Below are 17,475 nucleotides of genomic sequence, written 5' to 3'. Positions count from 1 at the left end.
CAACGGTCTTCTTATCCGTCACCACAGAAGCATCCGGGTTCGGAGTTGGGGGGACGTCCTTCTCAGTCACGGTGATCTTCACCGGAACCTCATCAGTCGAACCATCCGGGTAAGTCACCACAACAATGGCATCCTTCTCACCCTTCGTCTTGGTATCAACCGGCTCCTTGAACTCAAACTTGGTACCCTCCGGCAACTCACCAGGATTCTCAATCGAATCCTCAGCCTTCGGAGTCTCACCAACCTTTACAGTCTGAGGCTTACCCTTCGGGTCATACTTGTCTGCGTCCTTGTCCTTCGCAGCAGGTGCCTTCAGGTCAAACTTCGCCGGTACTTCGCGGGTAACCGGGTCAGCGCCCTCGGCAGGCGTCCACGTGACCTTTACGAGTGCCGAGTTTTCACCTTCAACCTGCTTATCTTTAGGCCAGGTGATTGCGCCGGTCTTAGGATTAATGTCCAGGCCCAAGGCTTTAGCGGCAGCAGGATCAGCGAACGCGAAGGATGCACCTTCCGGCATCTTCTCTTCGGCATCAGTTTTCGGATTGTCGAAGGAAGGTTTTACTTCAAGGTCCTTTTCCTTGGCTGTTCCCTTGGTCTCGTCGTACTTAACGACGGTCGGGTCTGCCAAGAAGGAGTCAGCCAAAAGGAGCGTGCCCGTTGGCTTACCCGAAGCATCGGCAGAGAAGACCTGAGAAGAGTACACAGTCGGCTTGGAGAGATCATTCGGGACCGTGAAGTCGCACGACTCCAATTCACCAAGATCGTTAGCCGTGACAGTGCAAATCTCACCAGTAGATTCACCGTCTGCAAACCACTCAATAGCGTACTGCTGGTTGGGGACCAGACCAGTCGTCTTCGACTTCGCAGTGTCACCAGGAGCTGCAATAGCGGACGCGTTATCGTAGTTGAACACGTCGTGGATGGGGCGCGGAGTCAGCAGTGCGAAATTCTGCTTCCAGATGTTGCGGCCTGCCTCGTCCCTGCCGTTCAATGGGGCTGTAGGGCTCTGGAACATATTGTCCGGATAGTTAGCATTCCAAACCTCGCGGTTGTCGCCAACTACTGGGTACAGGTACATGTAGTCACTGTTGATGTGACGTGTGCGCTTCGTTAAGGAGGTACCGTCCCACTGCGTGAGGCTGTTGTGGTTTTCATCCTCTGGGGGGACAACTTTACCCCATTCCTCTTCAGTTACCTTGTTCCCCTTTTTGTCGCGGCTTGTACCGTACAAGCCAGCGAACGGCAGGTAGAAAGAGCCATCATCTTTTACATAAGCCACTCGGGACTCAGCAATGTGGGAGCCAACGCCATGCTTGGCTTGGTATGCATCGACAATTTCCTTTTGCGCAACACGGAATTGCTCGCGGCTATGCCCCTTGTGAGCGTCTTTCCAAGCATCAAACTCACGCGCTACCTCATCATTGACATAAGAACCAACAACCTTGACATTGGTCGCGGCACGGTCCTGAGAGTCCTTGGAGTAATAGTCCGGTATCCCTCCCCCTCCTTCATTGTTCTCCCACCATCCTTCGCCATGCGCGCGGCCATAGATACCAGTTTCGGGCCATTGCTTATCGGCCGTCGGCGCCTCGGTCCACTCCGCTTCCGGCTTGGCAAGCCAACCGTCAAGGTTTGAACGCTCTTGGAATATAACCTTGGCACCCACAATGCGGTTAATGCCAGCCGTAAAATCCCAACTCTCCCATACACGGGTCAAACGGTTGTGGAAGCGTCCACTGTACATGTCTCCACCGGCAACCGTCATATACTTTGCTGGATCTGGGTTCGCAGCCCACGTACGGACCTGGAACTTCCCATCACCAGACAGCTTGAACTCGATTGGTCTGCCTAGGCCATCCTTCGGTGCTTTGGACAAGTCGAAGACGAACTTGCCCTCAGAATCAGAGGTGGTGTAGTAGATAGGCGAAACTTGACCCTTGCCGTTGACATACTGCAGGAAGACCTTGACACCCGCCATAGCTTCGTCGGCGTCATCCTTTGTGTACACGCGGCCATCACGATTTAGGAAAACCGTGCCTTGGTAGCCCTGCTTCTGACCCCAAGTGCCGTCTGCCTTAATGGCAGTGGCCTCCGAGGTGCCTCGGGTATCTACACTGCGATCCTGACCGGCTGCTGCCTCCCGAGCGATAGCAGCCGGCGAAGAAGCCGGGCTGACTACCGGGTGGACGAAGGGCGCAACCATAGCGACGGAAAGAGCGGCGGCTGCAATCGTCGTGCCGCGGCGACGAGCAGAACCGTTGAAACTCTTCATATCCATGAAGAATCCTTTCATGAGAACGATTAGGGAATCGGTCAGCAGTCCGCCCTCGGTTAGATTTGGAAGCATCTTCAGCGTTCCTGAAGGCAAACTGGACTCAACCTGAGACGTTACCCGCCCCCCGCCACCCTCTGCAAGGGCAAAATTTGCCCATGATTAACGGTGTCCATGCACGTCTTGGCTATTCCGTTGATGAGAAATTCTAAACTTGCAGGCCACAGGCAGTCCCAATGTTCATGGTGCTCACAGGGTTCTTTATGTTTGTAACTTTGGCCCCAAATAAAATACCCCCGCCACTACCCTGTTTAAGGGGGGCAGTGACGAGGGTAGCGGAAAGACAGCCTTTATTGGTTAACTTCGGCGCGCCTCACGCGGCTTTACACCTAGAAGGTGTAGTCCTCCTCCAGCGGGACAGAAGCACCGGTGAACTCACCAAAGCCATCGTCGCCGTAGATGGAATCACCGTAGGTCGGGATGGAGTACGCAGCGTTGCGTGCGGCCTCAGTCGGCTTGACGCTGATGTTGCGGTAGCGGGAAATACCCGTACCGGCCGGAATCAGCTTACCGATGATGACGTTCTCCTTCAGACCAATGAGCTGATCCGAGCGCTTGTTGATAGCGGCGTCGGTAAGCACGCGCGTGGTCTCCTGGAAGGAGGCCGCGGACAGCCAGGACTCCGTAGCCAGGGAGGCCTTGGTGATACCCATGATCTCACTGCGCAGCTGTGCCGGCTGACCACCCTCAGCAACCTGAGCGGCGTTTACCTGCTTGGCCTCAGAGAGGTCAATGAGGTTGCCCGGCAGCAAGTCGGTGGTACCGGCGTCGATGACCGTACCGCGACGCAGCATCTGGCGGATGATGATCTCGATGTGCTTGTCGTGGATGGCCACACCCTGTGCACGGTAAACGGCCTGAACCTCGTCGATGAGGTGCTTCTCTACACCGCGGCGGCCGAGGACCTCCAGCACGTCGTGCGGGTCAGCCGCACCGCGCATAAGGCGGTCACCGGTGGTGACGTGGTCGCCGTCGCGAAGCGAGCGCTCGATCATGGCATCCGGGTTGGACTCCATCGGGCGGCGGACCTGAGCCAGGCCCTGACGCTTCGACAGCTTCTCGTAGACCACGTTGTCGGAACCGTCATCCGGGGTGATGGTCAGGGTCCAGAAGTTGCCCTCATCGGACAGGGACACGGTGCCGTCGACGGAAGCGATAGGAGCGCGGTTCTTCGGGTTACGGGCCTCGAAGAGCTCCTGAACACGCGGCAGACCGCCGGTAATATCGCCACCGACACCACCCTGGTGGAAGGTACGCATGGTCAGCTGGGTACCCGGCTCACCGATGGACTGTGCGGCCACGATACCGACTGCCTCGCCGATATCGACGAGCTTGCCGGAGGCCATGGACTTGCCGTAGCACTTCGCACAGACACCGGCCGGGGTCTGGCAGGTCAGCACGGAGCGGACCTTGATTTCCAGAACGCCAGCGTTGACGATCTTGCGGCTGAGCTCCTCGGTCAGGTCCGCGCCTGCCTCAGCGATGACCTCACCGTTTTCATCCTTGACGTCGTTAGCCACGACGCGGCCGGATGCGGAGGTCTCCCACAGCTCGTGCAGGTCGTAGGAACCTTCGGCGATCTCGACGCCGAGCGGGACGCGCACGCCCTGACGGGTGCCACAGTCCTCCTCGCGGACGATGACGTCCTGCGCCACGTCCACGAGACGACGGGTGAGGTAGCCGGAGTCAGCGGTACGCAGAGCGGTATCCGCCAGGCCCTTACGGGAACCGTGCGAGTTGTTGAAGTACTCCAGAACCGACAGGCCTTCACGGAAGGAGGTCTTAATCGGACGGGTGATGTAGTCACCCTTGGAGTTCACAACCATGCCCTTCATGCCGGCCAGGGTCCAGATCTGACGCATGTTACCGGCAGCACCGGACTTCACGATCATCGGAATCGGGTTGTCGTCGGGGTACAGCTCCTCGACGGCGTTACCCACGGTGTCCGTGGCGTCCTTCCACAGCTCAACCAGGCGGTCGTAGCGCTCGCGCTCGGTCAGAGCACCCTGCTCCCAGTACTTACGCTCGATGCGCTCGGCTTCCTTCTCGTAGGACTCAAGCACCTCGTGCTTATTCGGGAGGACCAGCACGTCGTGCATGGTGATGGTCACGCCGGAACGGGTGGCCCAGTAGAAGCCAGCGTCCTTCATCTTGTCCAGAACCTGGGCAACGGTAATCATCGGGTACTTCGCGGCGAGGTCATTAATGACGTCACCGAGCAGCATCTTGTTGCCAGCGCCGCCCTTACGGACCATGACGCCCTCGAGGTACGGGTAGTTCCACGGCAGCAGGTCGTTGAACATGATGCGGCCCAGGGTGGTCTCAGCGAGCCATGCCTGGCCCTTCTGCCAACCATCCGGGAAGTGCTCTGCCTCGATGTCTGCCGGCGGGCGCAGGTGGGAGATGCGGACCTTGATCGGGGCCTGCAGGCCCAGAACGCCGCGGTCGCGAGCCATGATGGCCTCCGCGTAGGAGGAGTACACGCCCTGCTCCGGACGGTCCTCCGTGGCGGGGCGATAACGGCCCTCGCCACCGATCTCGTCCTCACCCTTGTCCATGGTGAGGTAGTACAGGCCGGTAACCATATCCAGACGCGGCATAGCCAGCGGCTTACCGGAGGCCGGGGACAAGATGTTGTTGGAAGCCAGCATCAGAACGCGGGCCTCGGCCTGTGCCTCAGCGGACAGCGGCAGGTGGACTGCCATCTGGTCACCGTCGAAGTCGGCGTTGAAAGCCTCACAAGCCAGCGGGTGCAGCTGGATGGCCTTACCTTCGACGAGCTTCGGCTCGAAGGCCTGGATACCCAGGCGGTGCAGGGTCGGTGCACGGTTCAGCATCACCGGGTGCTCGGAGATGGCCTCTTCGAGGACGTCCCACACCTCGGGGCGCTGGCGCTCCACCATGCGCTTGGCGGACTTGATGTTCTGCGCGTAATCGTTCTCAACCAGACGCTTCATGACGAAGGGCTTGAACAGCTCCAGAGCCATGAGCTTCGGCAGACCACACTCGTGCAGCTTGAGCTGCGGACCAACAATAATCACGGAACGGCCGGAGTAGTCCACGCGCTTACCCAGCAGGTTCTGGCGGAAGCGGCCCTGCTTACCCTTGAGCAGGTCAGACAGGGACTTCAGCGGGCGGTTGCCCGGGCCGGTGACCGGACGGCCGCGACGGCCGTTGTCGAAGAGGGCGTCGACGGACTCCTGCAGCATGCGCTTCTCGTTGTTCACGATGATCTCGGGAGCACCGAGGTCGATCATGCGCTTGAGGCGGTTGTTGCGGTTGATCACGCGACGGTAGAGGTCGTTGAGATCGGAGGTGGCGAAGCGGCCACCGTCCAGCTGCACCATCGGGCGCAGCTCCGGCGGGATTACCGGGATGGCATCGAGCACCATGCCGGCCGGGTCATTGCCCGAACGCAGGAAGGCCGCGACGACCTTCAGGCGCTTGAGGGCACGCATCTTCTTCTGGCCCTTGCCGTTGTTGATGATCTCCTTGAGAACCTCAGCCTCAGCCTCGAGGTCGAAGTTGCGGATGAGGGTCTGGATGGCCTCAGCACCCATGCCGCCGGTGAAGTAATCCTCGTAGCGGTCAACGAGCTCTTCGTAGATGGTCTCATCGATGATCATCTGCTTCGGAGCCAGCTTGATGAAGGTGTTCCAGATTTCGTCGAGGCGAGCAACCTCGCGCTCACCGCGCTCGCGGATGTGCTGCATTTCCTTGTCGGCAGCGTTCTGGACCTTGCGGCGGGCGTCGGCCTTGGCGCCGGCGGCCTCCAGCTCAGCCAGATCCTGCTCGAGCTTGGCAGCGCGCTCAGCGATCTCTGCCTCGACGTCATCCTCCACGTCCTTCTTCTCCAGCAGCATCTCTGCTTCCAGAGTGGACTGATCATTGTGGCGAGCTTCCTCGTCCACGGAGGTGATGATGTTGGCAGCGAAGTAGATGATGCGCTCAAGGTCCTTCGGAGCCAGGTCCAGCAGGTAGCCCAGGCGGGAAGGAACGCCCTTGAAGTACCAGATGTGGGTAACCGGCGCGGCCAGCTCGATGTGGCCCATGCGCTCACGGCGCACCTTGGACTTGGTCACCTCGACGCCACAGCGCTCACAGATGATGCCCTTGTAGCGCACGCGCTTGTACTTACCGCAGGAGCACTCCCAGTCGCGGGTTGGGCCGAAGATGCGCTCACAGAAGAGGCCGTCCTTCTCCGGCTTGAGGGTGCGGTAGTTAATGGTCTCGGGTTTCTTGACCTCGCCCTTGGACCAGCGACGGATGTCCTCGGCCGTGGCCAGCCCGATGCGGAGCTCGTCGAAGAGATTTACGTCAAACACGTAATGTCTCCCTTTCATCCCCCGTCAGGGGGAAGTTGATGGCTTTGTATGTAGGTGGTGTTTCGTTATGCCCGCCGCCAGTAAAAGCGGCGGACCAAGAAGCTAGGCGATGTCTGCGTCGGAGCGCTCGTCGCGGGACAGGTTAATGCCCAGGGACGGAGCGCCGTCCATGTCATCATCGTCGGAGCCAGACAGTTCCATCGGGGTGCCGTCGGTGGAGAGAACCTCCACGTTCAGGCAGAGGGACTGCAGCTCCTTGAGGAGGACCTTGAAGGACTCCGGAATACCCGGATCCGGGATGTTGTCACCCTTGACAATGGCCTCGTAGACCTTGACGCGGCCGACCACGTCATCGGACTTGATGGTCAGGAGCTCCTGCAGGGTGTAGGCAGCGCCGTATGCCTGCATTGCCCACACCTCCATCTCACCGAAGCGCTGGCCACCGAACTGCGCCTTACCACCCAGCGGCTGCTGGGTAATCATGGAGTACGGGCCGGTGGAGCGGGCGTGGATCTTCTCGTCGACGAGGTGGTGCAGCTTGAGCATGTACATGTAGCCGACGGAAACCGGGTACATGTACGGCTCACCGGAGCGGCCGTCGAAGAGGCGGGCCTTACCGTGCTCATCCACCATGACGTCACCATCGCGGTTCGGCTTGGAGGAAGCCAGCAGGCGAGAGATCTCCTCGTTGGTGGCACCGTCGAAGACCGGGGTTGCGGTCAGGGACTCCGGCGGGACGTCGTAAAGCTCTTCCGGCAGGGTCTTGAGCAGCTCGGCGTTGGCCGGATCCTCGGTGTCGATCTTCCAACCGGCGTGTGCCAGCCAGCCGAGGTGAACCTCGAGCACCTGGCCGATGTTCATACGACGCGGCACACCGTGGGTGTTCAGGATGATGTCCACCGGGGTGCCATCCTCCATGAACGGCATATCTTCCGGCGGGAGGATCTTGCCCACAACGCCCTTGTTGCCGTGGCGGCCGGCGAGCTTATCGCCGTCCTGGATCTTGCGCTTCTGAGCCACGTAGACGCGGATCATTTCGTTGACGCCCGGGGCCAGGTCGTCGTCATCCTCGCGGGAGAAGCGGGAGACGCCGATGACCTTACCGGTCTCACCGTGCGGCACCTTCATGGAGGTATCGCGGACCTCGCGGGCCTTCTCACCAAAGATGGCGCGCAGGAGGCGCTCCTCCGGGGTCAGCTCGGTCTCGCCCTTCGGGGTGACCTTACCAACGAGGATGTCGCCCGCGCGGACGTCGGCGCCGATGCGGACGATGCCGCGCTCGTCGAGGTCACGCAGAACGTCATCAGAGACGTTCGGGATCTCGCGGGTGATCTCCTCTGGGCCCAGCTTGGTATCGCGAGCATCGATCTCGTGCTCCTCGATGTGGATCGAGGTGAGGATGTCCTCCTCCACGATGCGCTGGTTGAGGATGATGGCGTCCTCGTAGTTGTGGCCTTCCCACGGCATGAAGGCAACCAGCAGGTTGCGGCCGAGGGACATCTCACCGTTGTGGGTACCGGGGCCGTCGGCAAGCACCTGGCCTGCCTCGACACGCTCACCCAGGGAGACCAGCGGGGTCTGGTTGTAGTTGGTGTTCTGGTTGGTGCGTTCGAACTTGCGCAGCATGTAGGTATCGCGCTGGCCCTCGTCATCCATGATGGTGATGAGGTCCGCGGTGACGTTCTCCACCACGCCCGCCTTCGGGGTGATGATGAGGTCGCCGGCGTCGTAGGCTGCACGCTGCTCCATACCGGTGCCCACGTACGGGGCTTCGGAGCGGACCAGCGGCACGGCCTGGCGCTGCATGTTCGCGCCCATGAGGGCACGGTTAGCGTCGTCGTGCTCGAGGAACGGAATCATGGCGGTAGCCACGGAGACCATCTGGCGCGGGGAAACGTCAACGTAGTCAACGCCGGCGGCGTCGGTCACGCCGATATCGCCGTCCTTGAGGCGGACCTCGATGCGGTCGCCGGTCAGGGTGCCGTCGGCAGCCTTCTCGACCTCGGCCTGCGCGATGGCGTAGCGATCCTCTTCATCGGCGGTGAGGTACTCCACCTGGTCAGTGACCTTGCCGTCCACAACCTTGCGGTACGGGGTCTCGATGAAGCCGAAAGCGTTGACGCGGGCATAGGAAGCCAGGGAACCGATCAGACCAATGTTCGGACCCTCAGGGGTCTCAATCGGGCACATGCGGCCGTAGTGCGAAGCGTGAACGTCTCGCACCTCGATGCCGGCGCGCTCACGGGACAGACCGCCCGGGCCCAGCGCGGACAGGCGGCGCTTGTGGGTCAGGCCAGACAGGGAGTTGTTCTGGTCCATGAACTGCGAGAGCTGGGAGGTACCGAAGAACTCGCGGATAGCGGCGGAGACCGGGCGGACGTTAATCAGGGAGGTCGGGGTAATCGACTCCGCATCCTGGGTGGTCATGCGCTCGCGGACGACGCGCTCCATGCGGGACAGGCCCACACGGACCTGGTTCTGGATGAGCTCGCCCACGGTGCGCAGACGACGGTTACCAAAGTGGTCGATGTCGTCGGTGTGGATGGCGATCATCTCGCCGTTCGGAGCCTTCATCTCGCGCTCACCGGCGTGCAGGCGCACGAGGTACTCGAGGGTGACGGCGATGTCTTCCTCGGTCAGGGTCATCAGACCGTCGTGGTCACCGCCCAGGCCGAGCTTGCGGTTGACCTTGTAGCGGCCAACCTTGGCCAGGTCGTAGCGCTTGGCGCGGAAGAAGGAGTTATCCAGCAGCGCCTGCGCGAGGTCGCGCGTGGGCTGCTCGCCCGGGCGCTGCTTGCGGTAGATCTCCAGCAGAGCCTCGTCGGTGTTGGCCACGCCATCGGACTCGAGGGTGGACATCATGAGCTCGGAGAAGCCGAAGCGCTCCTTGATCTGCTCCTCGGACCAACCCAGGGCCTTGAGCAGCACGGTGACCGGCTGGCGACGCTTGCGGTCGATGCGCACGCCAACGGTGTCGCGCTTGTCGACGTCAAACTCGAGCCACGCACCGCGGGAAGGAATGACCTTCACGGAGTGCAGCGGGCGCTCGGTGGACTTGTCGATGGTTTGGTCGAAGTACACACCCGGGGAACGCACGAGCTGCGAGACGATAACGCGCTCGGTGCCGTTGACGATGAAGGTGCCCTTCTCAGTCATCATCGGGAAATCGCCGATGAAGACGGTCTGGGACTTAATCTCCTGGGTGTCGTTGTTGATGAATTCTGCGGTGACGTACAGTGGCGCCGAGTAGTTGATGTCCTTCTCTTTGCACTCGTCCACGGTGTTCTTCACCGGCTCGAAGCGAGGCTCCGACAGGGACAGGGACATGTTGCCCGAGTAGTCCTGGATCGGAGAAAGCTCCTCGAGGATATCCTCAAGGCCGCTCGTCACGCGTGCGTCTTCGCCGCGCTCTGCCTGCTCGCGCTCACGCCACTCGGGGGTGCCGATGAGCCACGCGTAAGAATCGAGTTGTAGATCAAGGAGGCCCGGGACAGCGATGGGCTCGCTGATTTTAGCGAAGGAGTATCGCTTCGGGGCTCCAGGGATGTTGGCCACTGACTTGGTCTGGCGGGAGACTGCCAAGATGGGTCCTTCCAGTACCTCTGGCGGATTGCCTCCCCACCCTGGCCGGTGAGGTGCAAAACCGCTGGTAGATTTAGCATTCGGTCTGCTGTGGAACGACTGGGTTTAGAATGCACAAAATCACCTTGTCAAGTCGGTTTTGCCATCACCGCTCGAAAGGCTAAATGTGCACTAAAGATCCAGATTCCAGCGCAACGAAATAGCCTATAGCATAATGGCGGCCTTGTAAAGGCGAAACGTGCCGTCGGCGTGTCGCTTCGGAGATCCGCACGCGCGGGCCTCTAGCACGCGCGGCTAGCGGGAGTGGCGGTTGGTGGGACGGCGAAAAGCGCCCAGCGCCCCAAGCAGCACCAGAAGCGCGCCAACGCCAAGGCCACCCCAGCGCACCCACTGCCCCACAGCACTCCGCGGGAAGCGCTCAGCTTGCTGGAGCATCTCCGCGCGGGATTCCTCATCGGTCGCACCGTTGAAGGCGAACTGCATCTCGCGCTCGTTACCCTCACGGTCTGCCCAGTAGTCCTTGATATCGACGTCCATGCCCACGACGAGTCCGGTGGCCTGGTCCACGAAGAGGTCCCGCGTTGCTGCATGGAAGAGGTAGCCCTGCTCGGTGGAGCCGTCCTCATTGCTCAGCGTGGTCGTCGTGCTACCGGCATAGAGGGTAGCCACGTTGGTGGGCTCCACTTCCTGGTGATAGCGGTAGACCGTGCGGCCGTCGATATCGAGGGATTCCTCGAAGACGGCATCGGCCGCCTTGCGCAGCACCGGGTCGAAGACCGGGTAGGTGGTTTGCTCAGCATCGGCGGGCAGCTTCAGCCAGTAGCCCTCGACGGGCACCTCCGCCGTGGGCGAGCCCATGGTGTGGGAGAGCGCCGCCGGGCCCGTGGCCTCACCGCTAAGGCGATCGACGGGATAGTTCCACACGCGGGCAAAGCTCAAGTCCTCCACATTGCCCGTGCCGCCGCGGATGGCGGACTCCCCCACCCGCAGCGTTGCGGTGTCCTTGTCCGCTGGATCCTGGATGTCCAGGTTGAGCTGATAGGTCATCGGCCCCTCGTACTGCGTAACACCCTCTGCAGACAGAGCCTGCGCGGTGGCACTCTCATCCTGCATCGTCCACGTGGTGTTCTTGATATCCAGCGGCAGGCGCGGGCTAAAGCTCAAGAAGCTCGACGCCGCCAGACCGGCAGCGATCAGCGCAACGCCGAGGCCGAGCAGGAGGACGGAGAAGATGCGGGACTTGGGCAGCATGGTGGCTTATCCTACCGACTCGTTTGTTCAAAACACATTTCCCTGGAGGGTGCGTTTCAGTTTTACGCAGCTGCGGTGAGACTGCACCGACCCCGAAGTGAGCGCAAGTCAACTGATTCTATGAGTGAGAGTCAACTTCTTCTTTGTGATTCCACGGAACGATGGCGCTGACATCAGTGGTCTGGCGAGCTTTCCACAGATCGTATTCCTCTTGGAGTCCGAGCCAGAATTCCGCGGAGTTCCCAAAGTAAGCCGACAAACGCAAAGCCATATCGGCACTGATACCGAGCGTACCGCGGGTAATTTTGGAAACTTGGGAACGAGTAGTGCCAATGTCGTTGGCCAGACGATACTGGGTGATACCGCAGGGTTTGAGGAATTCTAGGAGAAGGATCTCTCCGGGATGCGGAACAGGAACAACATCAACAAGAGTGCGTACTTCAGTGGTAGTCGATAAAGTCAACGGCAACAGCTCCTTCGGGTGTCCAGTTGAATATGATGCGCCACTGCGAGTTGACGCGAATTGAATGGTAACCCTCAAACCCACGCCAATAGTGTCTCTTTTTGACCCTAGTGTCAAGGCCTGACACGAAATGTTTAGAATCCGCCGGGCTATCGGGGTCCCGACAAAACGGGAACAACCCCGCACCGCGCAAAAGCGGAACGGGGTTGTTGGCGCGCAGCGAGTGCGCTGCGCGGGAAAGCTGAGTAATTCAGGTGAATTACTTGAGCTCGACGGAAGCGCCAGCCTCTTCGAGCTTAGCCTTAGCAGCCTCAGCGTCGTCCTTGGAAGCACCCTCGAGGATAGCCTTCGGAGCGGACTCAACGAGCTCCTTAGCTTCCTTCAGGCCCAGGCCGGAGACGATCTCGCGGACAGCCTTAATAACGCCGATCTTCTTAGCGCCAGCGTCGGTCAGAACGACGTCGAACTCGGTCTTCTCTTCCTCAGCAGCACCGCCGGCAGCCGGGGCACCAGCAGCAACGGCAGCAACCGGAGCAGCGGCCTCAACGTCGAAGACCTCCTCGAATTCCTTAACGAACTCGGAGAGCTCGATGAGGGTCATTTCCTTGAAAGCTTCAATGAGCTCGTCCTTGGTGAGCTTAGCCATGATTGGCATCCTTTCTCATTGTGCCTGGCCGCGCTAAGCGGCCAGAAAAGTGTGTGTGTTTAAGTTGTGCGCCTTTAGTTGGCGTCTTAAGCTTCCGCAGCCTTCTTGTCCTGCAGGGCCGCAGCGGTGCGGACCATCTTGGTTGCAGGAGCGTTGAATACGGCGGCAGCCTTTGCCATAGAACCCTTCATGGCGCCAGCCAGCTTTGCGAGAGTGGTCTCGCGGTTGTCTAGCTTGGCGATGGCCTCAACCTGGTCGGCAGACAGAGCGTCGCCGTCCATGTAGCCACCCTTGATAACGAGTGCCTTGTTGTCATCAGCGAACTTGGTGATGACCTTCGCAGCATCCACTGCCTCGCCCTTGATGAACGCAATAGCGGTCGGGCCAGTCAGCTGCTCGTCAAGACCCTCGATGCCAGCTTCGTTGGCAGCGATCTTGAAAAGGGTGTTCTTGGCGACGGAGTACTCAACGTCAAAGCCGAGGTTGTTACGCAGCTCCTGGAGCTGACCCACGGTCAGGCCACGGTACTCGGTGAGCACGATGGAGTTAGCGCCATCGAGCTTCTCCTTCAGCTTTGCCAGGTCTGCGGTGTTCTTCGGGTTTGCCATTTTCTACTACGCCTCCTTTCGAAACATCTCTTGTGTTTTCCGCCGGGACCTTTCCCACCTCGGTTGTCGTTAACGACAATCGAAATAACAAAAGCCCCGTGCAAGAGCACAGGGCGCGCGCGGAAATCCGCGGTAATTCGCAAAGTGTCTCCTGCGTGGGCCGCCCTCTAGAGCGAGGAACCTTCGATCCGATATTCCGGATGACCGACGGTCTTTGGTGAACCTTGACTCGACCACTTCGGGGCCGTTCAAACTTCGCTAGGTACTCTACAGCCTGCACGGGCCAACTCCAAATCGCGGTCCTGGGGCTTTGCCTTAGTGCCCTTTAGTTCTTGAGCACACCGCGCGGAACGATGACGGGGGCATCGCTGCGAGGATCCTCCCAGATGTCCACATCGATGCCATAGGCCGCCGCCAGCACCTCTTTGGTCAACGCTTGCTGCGGCGTGCCCCGCGCGATGACCTCGCCGTTGTTCATGACCACCATGGTGTCTGAGAACTGCCCAGCCAGCATGAGGTCGTGCAGCACGACGACGACCGTCTTCCCAGCGCGCGCTTGCTTGCGGACGAGCTCCAAGACGCCCATCGCGTGGGCGGGATCGAGGAAGGTGGTGGGCTCGTCGAGAAGCAGCACCGGCGCGTCCTGAGCCAAAGCCAGCGCGAGCCACACCCGCTGACGCTGGCCGCCCGACAGCGCCGCGATATCGCGGTCGATGAAATCGGTGATGCCTGTCTCCACGCAGGCCTGCGCGATGATCTCGTGGTCCCGCGCTGACAGTCCCCTTCCCCACCCAAGGTGCGCGTACCGCCCGCGGGCAACGAGCTCGCCGACGCGCAGCCCATCCGGCGCCATCGGGTGCTGGGGAAGCAAGGCCACGTGGGCCGCCGCTTCCTTCGGGCTCATGGAATGCACATCCAACTCGCCAATGCGCACGCTTCCCTGCCGGGGGCGAAGAATCTTCGACAAGGTCTTCAGCAACGTCGATTTCCCGCAGCCGTTGGGGCCGATGAGCGTGGTGACCTCCCCCGGGCGGGCCACGAGGTCAACCCCGGAGAGAATATCTTTCCCGCCCTGATAACCGGCATGGATGCCTTGGGCTTTCAGCTCGCAACTGTTCATGGTTTTCATCCTTTCCGCCTTGCGGCATTCCACACCACGATGACCAGGGCGGTGCCGCCGATCACTGAGGACACAGCTCCCACCGGCGCGTCCATCGGGAGCGCCCCGGCCACCACGGCGCAGGCGCTTAAGAGGGCCGCACCAGCAGCGCACGACACCACCGGCGAAGGAGTAGGGGTTCGGGCGATCATGCGTCCGAGGTGTGGGGCCAGCAGCGCGATAAAGCCGATGGGCCCCGCCACGGACACGGTCACCGCGCATATTCCGGTGGCCGCAATGAGGAGCGCGGTGCGCGTCCGCGTGATGTCCACGCCCAAGGAGAGTGCCGAGAGATCATCATGGGCTAGCAGCGGCAGCTCCCGGGCACGCCACGAACCAAGCAACACGAAAGGCGCCAGTCCCACGAGAAGCGGAACAATGACGTCCATCCGCACAAAGCCCGTGGTTCCCGCCAGCCACAGCTGGGACTGTGCAGCACGGAGGAGCTCCGCAGCGCGCAAGAGATACGCCACCATGGCTTGGAATAGCAGTGATAGCGCGATGCCGACGATGACGATGCGGTTGCTCGTACCGAGCCCACCAAGCGCCACCAGCAGGATGGCCGCTAACACCGCCCCCAGCAGCGCGAGCCCCGCCCGCCACCAGAACACGGAGACACCCTCTGCGAGGAGTGGCCGGGACATCACCGTCCCGATGACCACCATCACCGAAGCCCCACCGGTCACACCAAGGATGTCGGGGGAGGCCAGCGGATTGCGCGACATCGACTGCGTCCACGACCCCGCCAGTCCGAGCGCGGCGCCCACGATGAGGGTTGCTAGCGCTACGGGCATGCGCAGATCCCACACGACGCGGATTTCGCTTCGGCTCCCACCACCGTTGAGGATCTCCAGGACGCGCAGCGGACTCAGCCCCACGGGGCCTTGCCCGAGCATCAGGACGTAAGAAACTGCCGCGACCAGCACAAAGAAGCAGGTGGCTGACCATATCCATATCCGGCGCTGCCGCTGTTGGGAACGCAGGCGCTTGGCGACGTCCCCCTTCACCCCATCACTCATAGCTTCTGCTCCCCTCGGCGCACGGCCCAGATGAGGAAAGGTGCGCCCACGAACGCTAGGACAATGGACATCTCCAACTCGGAGGGGCCAGCGATAAGCCGGCCTAAGATATCCGCAGCCAGCACGGAACAACCACCCAGCAGCGCGGCGGGGGCAATCATGGCGGCAACCGCCGGCCCTGTACACCGCCGGAGGAGGTGGGGGACGGCAAAGCCCACGAAAGCGATGGGGCCTGCCGCAGCGGTACCGCATCCGGCCAAGACAACGATGCTTAAGGCCGCGCCACGGCGCGCCAGTGCCGGCGAGCTACCCAAGGCAACCGAAGACTCCTCACCCATGGCCAATAAGTCGAGCGGGCGCGCCACACTCGTGGCAAGGATGAGCCCGACGAGCAGACCACCGGCTGCAATCGCGACCTCCCCGGGGCCGCGCCCAAAGGTGGAGCCGATAGTCCAGCGGCGCATGCTGTCGAGCACATCCGTGGAATACAAGCCGATCAGCATGGCGCCAGAACTTAAGGCAGCCGATACTCCTGCACCCACGAGAAGCAGCGTCAGGGGATCAGGAAACCGCCGGGAAACACCCAGAACCACTACCGTGGCCAAACCGGCTCCCACCAGCGCGAGCGCCGTCCGCATCCCCAGCGAGGTGGCAAGCCCCAACGCCGTCCCGAGCGCTACAAGGAAGGAAGCACCCGCAGTGATACCAATGAAGCCGGGATCGGCCAAGGGGTTCTTGGTCCAGGTCTGGGCGATGACACCGGAGACCGCAATGGCTGCACCCGCGAAGTACGCCAAGAACGTGCGCGGCATACGCAAGTCCCACACGATATTTTCTATCTCCGGCTGGCTTTCATGGAGGAAGGCGGGAAGGAGCTCGGACAAGGCGATGGACCGCGATCCCACCATCAGCGAGCAGGCGAGGAGGAGCAGTGAAACCACAACCAGAGCGCTGGTGAGGAGCACGCGTCCCCTCCCCCGCGAATCTAGCTCGCCGCGGGTGGCCCCGGCGTTTCTCGGTAGTACGAGCACTTAGAGTTGCTCTTCGAACTTATCGACAGCCCAAGGAATGGTGAGCGGGTTCGGCATGCTCATGGCGTTGCCGGTATCCGTTTCTAGGTAGCGGACGCGGCCATCCTTGACCACGTCCAGGCCTTGGAACGTCGAATCCTTCTTCAGCTCGTCGACTGCACCGTTGTAATCCAAGACGAACAGGTAGTCCACGTTGTTGAGCTGGGAGTAGTTCTCTGGGGCGTAGTCCACGAAGAAGCTCGAGCCATCACCCTCCAGCTGCTGCGGAATCTCAAAGCCAAGGTCTTCGATGAATTGACCGCGGCCATCATCGGATGTGTAGAGGCCCAGCTTTCCGTCATAGGGCATGACGATGGCCGCGCGTTTGCCGTTAAGCTCCGGGTGTGATTCCTTGAAGTCGTCGAAGGCGCCTTGCGCCTTGTCAATAAGCTTGTCACCCTCCTCTTCCTTCTCCACGGCAGAGGCGATGGTCTTAACCTGCTCTTCCCAGGGAACCTGCCAGTCTTCGAAGCCCTCCGGCTTGATGGTCAGCGGCGCGATCTCCTCGAGGGATTTCTGTGCTTCCTGGTCCACTGCCTGATTGACAGCAATGATCTGCGTGGGGTCCGAAGCCGTGACCTGCTCAAGAACATCGGCCGTGAACCCAGAAGCGGTGTTATAGATAACCTCAGGCTGGGCATCTCCCAGAAGTTCTTTCGCCCATGGGCCTACACCGGAGGGATCACCATCGCCCTGTGCTCCCCAGGGCGCTACGGCAACGGGGGTGATTCCGAGCGCGAGGACAGTATCGGCGTCGCCAAGCCCCAGGCTCGCAACCCGCACCTCCTCAGCGCTGCCTGCACCCGCACTGTCCTCACCGCTTCCGCGCGAGCACCCTGTCAGAGCAATCGCTGCCGCCGAGACAATCGCGAGCACGGCTTTCGCACGCCGGTGGATAGCAACCATGGAATCAACCTTTCCTTCGATGGGAACGAGCACACAAGCCGTCACACCCCTAATCTATTTGAGGCAAGCCTAACCTCTGCTTTATGATGGATTCAAATTTCCCTTATACCTAGG

At 61.0% G+C, this 17,475-nt stretch carries 12 protein-coding genes; all 12 read right to left on the bottom strand.

Annotated elements, in window-relative coordinates; all coding sequences use genetic code 11:
• Positions 1 to 2,278, bottom strand: a 2,278-nt coding sequence (locus tag HMPREF2912_RS13345; RefSeq protein WP_304439944.1) for a Rib/alpha-like domain-containing protein, incomplete at its 3' end; no start/stop codon positions are given.
• A gap of 383 nt (positions 2,279 to 2,661) precedes the next feature.
• Positions 2,662 to 6,657, bottom strand: coding sequence for a DNA-directed RNA polymerase subunit beta' (locus HMPREF2912_RS06400; protein WP_070520942.1), 3,996 nt, complete (start codon positions 6,655 to 6,657; stop codon positions 2,662 to 2,664).
• Between the two features lie 102 nt (positions 6,658 to 6,759).
• Positions 6,760 to 10,239: a DNA-directed RNA polymerase subunit beta gene (locus tag HMPREF2912_RS06395; protein WP_070520944.1), complete on the bottom strand. Its 3,480-nt coding sequence runs from the start codon at positions 10,237 to 10,239 to the stop codon at positions 6,760 to 6,762.
• Positions 10,240 to 10,533: 294 nt separating this feature from the next.
• Positions 10,534 to 11,490 carry a cell envelope lipid trafficking protein PgfA gene (locus HMPREF2912_RS06390; RefSeq protein WP_070683604.1) on the bottom strand — a complete coding sequence of 319 codons (957 nt, stop codon included), beginning with the start codon at positions 11,488 to 11,490 and terminating at the stop codon, positions 10,534 to 10,536.
• Positions 11,491 to 11,608: 118 nt separating this feature from the next.
• Complete coding sequence (locus tag HMPREF2912_RS12665; protein WP_371441102.1) at positions 11,609 to 11,953, bottom strand: HigA family addiction module antitoxin; 345 nt, start codon at positions 11,951 to 11,953, stop codon at positions 11,609 to 11,611.
• Positions 11,931 to 12,080, bottom strand: coding sequence for a type II toxin-antitoxin system RelE/ParE family toxin (locus HMPREF2912_RS12660; protein WP_083312487.1), 150 nt, complete (start codon positions 12,078 to 12,080; stop codon positions 11,931 to 11,933). Before HMPREF2912_RS12660 ends, HMPREF2912_RS12665 begins: the two co-directional genes overlap by 23 nt.
• A 132-nt stretch (positions 12,081 to 12,212) precedes the next feature.
• Positions 12,213 to 12,599 (bottom strand): 50S ribosomal protein L7/L12, encoded by a 387-nt coding sequence (gene rplL / locus HMPREF2912_RS06385; RefSeq protein WP_070520955.1) that lies wholly within the window; start codon positions 12,597 to 12,599, stop codon positions 12,213 to 12,215.
• An 86-nt stretch (positions 12,600 to 12,685) separates the two neighbouring features.
• The gene (gene rplJ / locus HMPREF2912_RS06380) at positions 12,686 to 13,207 is read right to left on the bottom strand and encodes a 50S ribosomal protein L10 (protein ID WP_070520958.1); all 522 of its coding nucleotides are present in this window, start codon (positions 13,205 to 13,207) and stop codon (positions 12,686 to 12,688) included.
• Positions 13,208 to 13,532: 325 nt separating this feature from the next.
• Positions 13,533 to 14,327, bottom strand: coding sequence for an ABC transporter ATP-binding protein (locus HMPREF2912_RS06375; protein ID WP_070683602.1), 795 nt, complete (start codon positions 14,325 to 14,327; stop codon positions 13,533 to 13,535).
• Positions 14,328 to 14,332: 5 nt separating this feature from the next.
• The gene (locus tag HMPREF2912_RS06370; protein WP_070683600.1) at positions 14,333 to 15,385 is read right to left on the bottom strand and encodes a FecCD family ABC transporter permease; all 1,053 of its coding nucleotides are present in this window, start codon (positions 15,383 to 15,385) and stop codon (positions 14,333 to 14,335) included.
• Positions 15,382 to 16,350 (bottom strand): FecCD family ABC transporter permease, encoded by a 969-nt coding sequence (locus HMPREF2912_RS06365; RefSeq protein WP_246816471.1) that lies wholly within the window; start codon positions 16,348 to 16,350, stop codon positions 15,382 to 15,384. The genes HMPREF2912_RS06370 and HMPREF2912_RS06365 overlap by 4 nt, the downstream gene beginning before the upstream one ends.
• A 66-nt stretch (positions 16,351 to 16,416) precedes the next feature.
• Positions 16,417 to 17,361 (bottom strand): ABC transporter substrate-binding protein, encoded by a 945-nt coding sequence (locus tag HMPREF2912_RS06360; protein ID WP_070683606.1) that lies wholly within the window; start codon positions 17,359 to 17,361, stop codon positions 16,417 to 16,419.
• Positions 17,362 to 17,475: the final 114 nt, after the last annotated feature.

It is taken from the genome of Corynebacterium sp. HMSC056E09 (assembly GCF_001813425.1).
Lineage (GTDB): Bacteria > Actinomycetota > Actinomycetes > Mycobacteriales > Mycobacteriaceae > Corynebacterium > Corynebacterium hesseae.
Note: the sequence above shows the minus strand (reverse complement) of the source record. Positions and strands in the feature narration are given on the sequence as shown.

What these genes read in the sequence shown, in the direction of transcription:
- rplJ (WP_070520958.1), bottom strand. Translation starts at nt 13,207, where the DNA reads ATGGCAAACCCGAAGAACACCGCAGACCTGGCAAAGCTGAAGGAGAAG.
- HMPREF2912_RS06390 (WP_070683604.1), bottom strand. Translation starts at nt 11,490, where the DNA reads ATGCTGCCCAAGTCCCGCATCTTCTCCGTCCTCCTGCTCGGCCTCGGC.
- HMPREF2912_RS06360 (WP_070683606.1), bottom strand. Translation starts at nt 17,361, where the DNA reads ATGGTTGCTATCCACCGGCGTGCGAAAGCCGTGCTCGCGATTGTCTCG.
- HMPREF2912_RS06370 (WP_070683600.1), bottom strand. Translation starts at nt 15,385, where the DNA reads ATGAGTGATGGGGTGAAGGGGGACGTCGCCAAGCGCCTGCGTTCCCAA.
- HMPREF2912_RS06375 (WP_070683602.1), bottom strand. Translation starts at nt 14,327, where the DNA reads ATGAACAGTTGCGAGCTGAAAGCCCAAGGCATCCATGCCGGTTATCAG.
- rplL (WP_070520955.1), bottom strand. Translation starts at nt 12,599, where the DNA reads ATGGCTAAGCTCACCAAGGACGAGCTCATTGAAGCTTTCAAGGAAATG.